This window comes from Herbihabitans rhizosphaerae, assembly GCF_004216555.1.
GTDB lineage: Bacteria > Actinomycetota > Actinomycetes > Mycobacteriales > Pseudonocardiaceae > Herbihabitans > Herbihabitans rhizosphaerae.
In genome coordinates this window covers 114,770-122,848 of the sequence record NZ_SGWQ01000014.1, presented here as the reverse complement: position 1 = coordinate 122,848, position 8,079 = coordinate 114,770, and the positions used below count along the sequence as shown (strand labels likewise).

The following is an 8,079-nucleotide window of genomic DNA, read 5'->3' as shown; positions in this document are numbered from 1 at the left end:
CCGGCCCCATCAGACAGAGCATCCGCTTCTTGCCTTACGGAGGCCGCACTACTTCCTACCGGACTTCCCCTTGTCAGACGACTCATCAGTGGACAGGGCGGCCACGAATGCCTCCTGGGGCACCTCGACCCGGCCCCATCAGACAGAGCATCCGCTTCTTGCCTTACGGAGGCCGCACTACTTCCTACCGGACTTCCCCTTGTCAGACGACTCATCAGTGGACAGCGCGGCCACGAATGCCTCCTGGGGGACCTCGACCCGGCCCACCATCTTCATCCGCTTCTTGCCTTCCTTCTGCTTCTCCAGCAGCTTCCGCTTACGCGTGATGTCGCCGCCGTAGCACTTGGCGAGCACGTCCTTGCGGATCGCGCGGATCGTCTCGCGGGCGATGATCCGCGAGCCGATCGCCGCCTGGATCGGCACCTCGAACTGCTGCCTCGGGATCAGCTCGCGCAGCTTGGTGGCCATCCGGGTGCCGTAGGCGTACGCCGCGTCCCGGTGCACGATCGCGCTGAACGCGTCCACCGGCTCGCCCTGCAGCAGGATGTCCACCTTCACCAGGTGGGCGACCTGCTCGCCGGCCTCCTCGTAGTCCAGTGACGCGTACCCGCGGGTGCGCGACTTCAGCGCGTCGAAGAAGTCGAAGATGATCTCCGCGAGCGGCATCGTGTACCGCAGCTCCACCCGCTCCGAGGACAGGTACTCCATGCCGCCGAGGTTGCCGCGCCGCTCCTGGCACAGCTCCATGATCGCGCCCACGAATTCCTTCGGCGCGATCACCGTCACCCGCACGACCGGCTCGTGCACCTCGGCGATCTTGCCCTCCGGCCAGTCCGACGGGTTGGTGACCACGTGCTCGGTGAGGTCTTCCATGATCACCTGATACACCACGTTCGGCGCCGTGGAGATCAGGTCCAGCCCGAACTCCCGCTCCAGCCGGTCACGGGTGATCTCCAGGTGCAGCAGCCCGAGAAAGCCGCAGCGGAAGCCGAACCCGAGCGCCAGCGAGGTCTCCGGCTCGTAGGTCAGCGCCGCGTCGTTGAGCCGCAGCTTGTCCAGCGCCTCGCGAAGATCGGGGTAGTCCGAGCCGTCCACCGGGTACAGCCCGGAGTAGACCATCGGCCTCGGCTCCCGGTAACCGGCCAGCGCCTCGGTCGCGCCCTTGCGCTCGGAGGTCACCGTGTCGCCGACCTTGGACTGCCGCACGTCCTTCACGCCGGTGATCAGGTAGCCGACCTCGCCGACGCCCAATCCCTTGGTGGGCTTGGGTTCCGGCGAGATGATGCCGACCTCGAGCAGCTCGTGCGTCGCGCCGGTGGCCATCATCTTGATCCGCTCGCGCGGGGTGATCTTGCCGTCGATCACGCGGATGTAGGTGACCACGCCGCGGTACGTGTCGTACACCGAGTCGAAGATCATCGCGCGGGCCGGGGCGTCCGCCTCGCCCTTCGGCGGCGGCGTCTGGCGCACCACCTGGTCCAGGAGCTCGCGCACGCCGTGACCGGTCTTGGCCGACACCCGCAGCACGTCGGTCGGCTCGCATCCGATGATGTGCGCCAACTCCTCGGAGTACTTCTCCGGGTCGGCGGCCGGCAGGTCGATCTTGTTCAGCACCGGGATGACGTGCAGGTCCTTGTCCAGCGCCAGGTACAGGTTGGCCAGCGTCTGCGCCTCGATCCCCTGCGCGGCGTCGACGAGCAGCACGGCACCCTCACACGCGGCGAGCGCACGGGACACCTCGTAGGTGAAGTCGACGTGGCCGGGGGTGTCGATCATCTGGAGCACGTGCTCCTGACCGTCGACCATCCAGGGCATGCGCACACTCTGCGACTTGATCGTGATGCCGCGCTCGCGCTCGATGTCCATCCGGTCGAGGTACTGCGCGCGCATGGCCCGCCCTTCGACCACACCGGTGAGCTGCAGCATCCGGTCGGCCAGGGTGGACTTGCCGTGGTCGATGTGCGCGATGATGCAGAAGTTGCGGATCTGTTCCGGCGGCGTGAAGGTCGTGTCGGCGAACGTAGGCACTCAAGTTCCTCGCATGGTCAACGGGTACGCCCCATCGTCCCACGTCTCCCCCGCCGCCTGAGCAGCACGCCACCCGCGATCAGCGCGACAAGCACGATCACGAGCGGAACAGGCCCGACCCACGCTACGAAATCGGCGATCGCGGACTGTACCCGCGCCGCCGCGTCGATCACCGGGTCCTCCGAGGCGGTGCCGCGCAACTCGTACACGCCGTAGTAGCCCACGTACGCTCCGGCGATGATCAACAGCGCGCCACCGATCCTGGCGACGTACGGCAACACTCGCCGCGCTCCGGCGACGATCGCGTCGCTGGCGAGCGCCGCGGACACCGCCAGCACGGCGACCACCAGGCCCATCCCGGCGGCGTACACCACGAACGCGAGCAGGCCCTCGAGCATGTCGGCGCCCCGGAAGACCGAGCTGGCGACCGCGAGGAACGGAGCGATCGTGCAGGACAGCGAGGCGATGGCGAACGCCACGCCGTAACCGAACATCGAGGGCAGCCCTCGACCTGGCGCACCACGTGTCAGCTTGGGCAGCAGGAGCGTGATCTCCTTGCCCGCCAACATGATCACGCCGACCACGAGCATGATCGCCCCGATCACGATGGTCACGATCGGCAGGTACTCCTGCACGGTCGCGGTGCCTGCCTCGAACAGCGCGCCGAACACGCCGAACACCACGACGAAGCCGGCCGTCATCAGCGCGCTCGCGGCCAGTGCCCGCCAGACCCGGCGCGCCGCCGGCAGGTCACCGGCGCCGGTCACCACCATGGTCAGGTAGGCGGGCAGCATGGCGAAGCCGCACGGGTTCACGGTCGCCAGCATGCCCGCGGTCAGCGCGACCAGGAGCGTGTCCCACATCGGCTCAGGCCCCGCCGATCTTGTGCACCTTGTCGTGCAGCTGGTCGGTGGTCAGCTGGCTGGTCACCACCTCGACCTTGCCGTCCGCGGCGATGAACGCGTACGCGGGCTGCGCGGTGACGCCGAACCGCTTCCACACCGCGCTCTCGGTGTCGGCGAGATGGGTGAACCCGCCGACGTCGAACCGCTGCACGAACTCCCGCATCTGGGGTTCCTTGCCGAGCGCGCCGACCCCGACGAAGTTCACGCCGGCACCCGAGTGGCGGGCGGTCGCCGCGATGCCGGGCGCCTCACGCTGACACTTCGGGCACCACGGCGCCCAGAACCAGAGCACGGTCGGCTTGCCGGCGAGGCTCGCGCCGTCGAAGTCCTTGCCGTCCACCGTCTTCGCGGTGAACCGCAGCTTCTCGGGCACCGTGGACTGTGCGTTCGTGGTCGGCGTGCCGGCTGGTGGCGCACCCGTGGTCGGCGCACCGGTCTGGGCGGGCGGGCTCGCCGGAGGCTGGCCCGCGGGCTGGTCGTTCGAACCACATGCGGTGAGCGTGGCCAGCGCGGCCGCGATCACCAAACCAATCGTCCGTGTCACTCGTCGATCATCCCGCATGGGCGCGCCACATGCTCTTACGAAACGGTGACATCAGGCGAGCAGGGCGCCCGTACCGTGCGCGGCGATCCCACATCCACCACCGCGTCGACCTGGACATCATGACACCTCTAATTACGTTACGAGTCGTAACGTAATATAATTCGAGCCGCCCCGATGGCAAGGGATCTGGTGAGATGAGTGCTGTGACGACGAACGCACGAGGTCGGCCACGCGATACGTCGGTCGACGCCGCGCTGCTGCGCGCGGCCGTGGAATTGCTGGCCGAGAACGGCTACGGCGCGCTGACCATCGAGGCGGTCGCCACGCGGGCGGGCGTCGGGAAGCCGGCGCTGTACCGGAGGTGGTCCACCAAGGAGGAACTCGTCGTCGCGGCGCTCGGCGCGCACGTCGCGCCGCCGCGGGACACCGCGACCGGTGACGCGCGCAAGGATCTGCGCGCGATGCTGGGCGGTTTGGCGCGCCATCTGTCCGGGCCGGCCGGAGGCGCGGTGTTCGGCGTGCACGTGGCGGCGGACGGGAACCCGGAGCTGACCGAGGTGCTACGCGAGCGCTACCTGGCCCCCAGGGCGGTCGTGCTCACCGAGATCGTGCGGCGCGGCAAGGCCGACGGCCAGATCCGCGCGGACGCGTCGGTGGACCTGGTGCGCGATCTGGTGTTCGGCCCGCCGGTCTACCACCAGTTGATCACCGGAAACCCGATGAGCACCCGCCGGCTCAGTCAGACCTTCGACGCCGCCTGGCGCGCCCTGAGCGCCTGACACAGACGAAACGGCGACGCGACAAGTCGTCGCGCCGCCGTTCATTCAGCTCAGGTCACCGCGAGTGCGGCCAACCATCGCCACCGGTGGTCGACGTCTCACCGTCGCCCTCCTTGAGCTTCGCGGTCCCCTTCTTCGAGTGAGGCCAACCGCTTCCCCCGTTGCCGTCTTCCCCGGCGCCGGCCTGGTCCACGTTGTCCTGGACCTGATCAAGCTGCTCTGCCATGTTCCCCACCTCTCGAATACATCCCCAGTACTGGCCGTAGTCGGGTCCACGTCCAGCATCACTCACTCAGACGAGCGCGAAGAGGGTTTGGTTCCACTGAGTTACCCCCATCGGCGCCGAGACTAAGGCAGGGCATTCACCGACTCAATACCTTTTCGTCATCGTTCGCCGAGGAGAGCGTCCAAATGCGCGGTCTCGTCGATGCCAAGTTCGATCAAGTGCTCACGCGCGACGTGCAGGTGCTGACGCGCGGTGACGTCATCCGAATGGAGCATGGCGCGCCCCAGGACGGTGAGAGCCGCGGACTCACCGAGCCGGTACTGACACGTCCGCTGAATGTCGACGGCGGCTCCCGCCAGATCGACCGCTGCCTTCGTGTCGCCGGCCGACAGCCGGATTCCGGCCAGCACGGTCATCGCCTGCGCCTCCAGCAGGCGGTAACCCGACGCGCGGCTCAGCGTGATGGCCCGTTCGCAGTCCGCCGCCGCGGACGCGTCATCGTGCAACGCGGTCCGCGCGGCCGCCAACCCGATCAGCGCGGCGCATTCGACGTCCCGGATCTGCCCCTCGCGCGCCATGCGCAGCGCGGCGCGGTGCTCGGCGACCGCCGCTTGGTGATCACCCTGCCGGAACAGCACGTCGCCGAAGACGTTCAGCGCGTCGGCCTCGGTGAGATCGGCGTGCTCACGAGCCAACTCCAGGGCCGCTCGGACCCGCTCGGCGGCCTCGCCGACAGCCCCGAGGTCCAGGTCCATCCGAGCCAGCCGGAACAGGGCGATGGTCCTGCTGCGAACATCACCGACCTTCTCACCGACCGACAGCGCCTGACTGAGGTGGCGTCTCGCCCGCTGGAACTTCCCCTGCAACCGAAAGGCCTCGCCCAAGGACAGCAGGCAGATGGCGACACCCGCACGATTGCCCGCCCGCTCGAACTTGACCAGTGCCTCTTCGGCCAGTTCCACGCAGCGTCGAAGGTCACCAAGGTCGAGGTGGGTGATCGCGAGGTTGAGCCGCACCATGTCGAATCCCGGCCAGCCAGACGCGGTCTCCTCGAGCGCCAGAGCCTCGCGGTAGTAGGTGGCGGTCTTGTCGGTGTCGCCGAGCATCATCTGCACGTTGCCGAGGTTCGACAGGATCGCGGGCTGCCCGTGCACCCAGCCACTCCGGGTGCTCAGCTCGAGTGCCAGCTCCCAGTGCCGCTGTGCCGCGTCGTAGTCGTTGGCACAGAAGAAGGCGTGCTGGCCAAGGCTGATGTAGGCGGCGGCCTGGCCCTGTTCGTCGCCGGCTCGTTCGGCCGCCACAAGGGCGGCGCGGGCGGCGGTGATCCAGTTGATCGCGTCGCGGCCGAGGTGGAAGTAGCCGCGCAGCGCGTCCGCCATGCGCCACGCGAACTCGTGCGCCGACGGGCGTGTCGAGGCGTCCGCGACCGCGGCCACCAGGTTGGCGTGCTCGGCGTCCAGCCACGCACGCGCCGCGTCGGCGTCGGGGAAGGTGAACGGTTCGGTGATGCTCGGCAGGCGGATCGTGTGCGGCACAAGGGTTCTGGAGGCGCCGTCGGCGTGGCGCAGGTAGAAGTCGTGCAGCGCGGCGGTGGCCACGTCGCGCTCCTCGGCCTCGGTGCCCGACTCGCAACGCTCGCGCGCGTAGTCGCGGAGCAGGTCGTGCATGGTGTACCGGCGCAGCGCGTGCTGGTCGACGAGGTGCGCGGAGGCGAGCCGGTCGAGTACGGCGGCCGCGTCCTCCCGCGTCTGGCCGGCCAGCGCGCCCACCGCTTCCGGCGTGAAGTCGGGCCCCGGGGCGAGGCCGAGCAGGCCGAACATCCGCTGCGCGTCGTCGGGCAGCGCGTCGTAGGAGTAGTCGAACGCGACCCGCACGGCGGCCTGCTCGTCGCCCTCGATCGAGAGCGCGGCGAGCCGATTCTCCCTGCGCAGCAAGGAGACGTGCTCCGCGATGGTCCAGTGTGAGCTGTCCGAGATGCGGGCGGCGGCCACGCGCATGGCCAGTGGCAGGTGGCCGCACAGCTCGGCGAGTTCGTAGACCGACACCAGCTCGGCCGACGCGCGCTCCTGGCCGACGATGCCGGAGATCAGCGCGACCGCCTCGTCCGCCGTGAGCGCGTCGAGTGAGACCCGGCGCGCGGACTCGCGGGCGACCAGGCCGGACAGCCGATCCCGGCTGGTGACCAGCACCAGGCAGCCGCTGGAGCCCGGCAGCAGCGGCCGCACCTGGTCCACCGCGCGGGCGTTGTCCAGCAGCAGGAGCACCTGCTTGCCGGACAGCTCCGAGCGCAGCAGCCGCGACGCGTCCCGCTCGTCGACCGGTACCGCCTCGCCGGACACGCCCAGCGCGCGAAGCAGGCTCGCCAGCGCCTCGATCGGCGCGACCGGAGCGCCCGGCCCGTAACCGCGAAGGTTGACGTACAGCTGCCCGTCCGGGAAGGACTCGGCGACCCGATGCGACCAGTGCACGGCGAGGGCGGTCTTGCCCATGCCGGCCATGCCGGAGATCACCGCGATGCGCACGGCGGACGCGATGCCGTCCATGAGCGCGTCGAGCCCGCCCAACTGGTCGGCGCGGCCGGTGAAGTCGGGGATGTCGGTGGGCAGCTCGGCCGGGGTCGGCGCGGCCCGGCGCGCCTCGCGGGGCGCGGGTGCCGGCTCCTCGGGAGGCGGAGCGGGGTCGAGTGCCGGATCGCGGCGCAGGATGCGCTGCTCCAGATCGGCGAGCTGCTGGTTGGGCTCGATACCCAGGTAGTCGATCAACAGTGTTCTGGTCTGCCGGTACACCTCGAGCGCCTCGGCCGGCTGACCGAGCCGGTACAAGGCGATCATCAGTTGCGCACGGAACCGTTCATTGAGCGGGTGCTCCGCGACCAGTTCGGACAGCTCGGAGGCGACCGCGCCGTGCCGGCCGAGCCCCAGCTCCAGCTCGATCCGGCGCTCGATCGTGGACAGTCGTTTCCGGTCCCACGCCTCGGCCGAGACCGCGAGTGACCTGCTGCCGAGCCCGGCGAGCGCGGTCCCCCGCCACAACCCGAGCGCCTTGCGCAGCGTGTCCACCGCGGCTGCCGGGTCCTCCTTCTGCTGCGCGTCCGCCTCCGCGACGAGCCGGTTGAACACCAGCGCGTCGAGGTCGTCGTCGGTGATCTCCATGCGGTATCCGGACCCCTCGGTATGGATGATCGGACCGGTGATGTTCGCGTTCAGCAGCACGCGGCGCAGCCCGGACACGGTGTTGCGCACCTGGCGGATCGCCGTATTGGGCGCCTCGTCGTCCCACATGGCGTCCAGGATCGAGTCGATCTGCACCGCGCGATTCGGGCTCAGCAGCAGGCAGGCGAGCAATTTGTGCTGCTTGGCGCCGGCCAGGGCGGCTTCGCCGTCACCAATGGACAGCGGCCCCAGAATCCTGAACACGCTCACCGCCTCGGCACGACTACTCGAAGTGATCCTACGTCGGTGCTGAAGCGATGAACATTCCGGTGAACACCCCCGGTTACGTTCCTCTCGTAGCAAAGAGGGACAGGGGAACCGGAGGCCGGTCCATGTGCGTGGGGGCCACGTGGGCCCACGGCACGGTGGTGGCTATGGGACGGGT

At 69.2% G+C, this 8,079-nt stretch carries 6 protein-coding genes; 1 reads left to right on the top strand and 5 read right to left on the bottom strand.

The features are described 5' to 3' along the window. Positions 1-177: 177 nt before the first annotated feature. The 3 genes from lepA to EV193_RS29590 are packed head-to-tail and all read right to left on the bottom strand — an operon-like array spanning position 178 to position 3,477. The gene (gene lepA / locus EV193_RS29600) at positions 178-2,028 is read right to left on the bottom strand and encodes a translation elongation factor 4 (protein ID WP_130348238.1); all 1,851 of its coding nucleotides are present in this window, start codon (positions 2,026-2,028) and stop codon (positions 178-180) included. Between the two features lie 17 nt (positions 2,029-2,045). Beyond that, complete coding sequence (locus EV193_RS29595) at positions 2,046-2,891, bottom strand: cytochrome c biogenesis CcdA family protein (RefSeq protein ID WP_130348237.1); 846 nt, start codon at positions 2,889-2,891, stop codon at positions 2,046-2,048. A gap of 4 nt (positions 2,892-2,895) precedes the next feature. After that, positions 2,896-3,477: a redoxin family protein gene (locus tag EV193_RS29590; RefSeq protein ID WP_207222859.1), complete on the bottom strand. Its 582-nt coding sequence runs from the start codon at positions 3,475-3,477 to the stop codon at positions 2,896-2,898. Between the two features lie 203 nt (positions 3,478-3,680). On the opposite strand from EV193_RS29590, the gene EV193_RS29585 reads away from it, so the two are divergent. Further along, a complete protein-coding gene (locus EV193_RS29585; protein WP_165401546.1) occupies positions 3,681-4,256 on the top strand; it encodes a TetR/AcrR family transcriptional regulator in 576 nt (191 codons plus the stop codon). A 55-nt stretch (positions 4,257-4,311) separates the two neighbouring features. Here the strand turns inward: EV193_RS29585 and EV193_RS33540 are convergent, their stop codons facing one another. Together EV193_RS33540 and EV193_RS29580 are read right to left on the bottom strand one after the other, a co-directional pair. Further along, positions 4,312-4,482 (bottom strand): hypothetical protein, encoded by a 171-nt coding sequence (locus EV193_RS33540; RefSeq protein ID WP_165401545.1) that lies wholly within the window; start codon positions 4,480-4,482, stop codon positions 4,312-4,314. A 158-nt stretch (positions 4,483-4,640) separates the two neighbouring features. Continuing rightward, on the bottom strand, positions 4,641-7,898 hold the full coding sequence (locus EV193_RS29580) for an AfsR/SARP family transcriptional regulator (protein ID WP_165401544.1): 3,258 nt from the start codon (positions 7,896-7,898) through the stop codon (positions 4,641-4,643). Between the last annotated feature and the right edge of the window lie 181 nt (positions 7,899-8,079).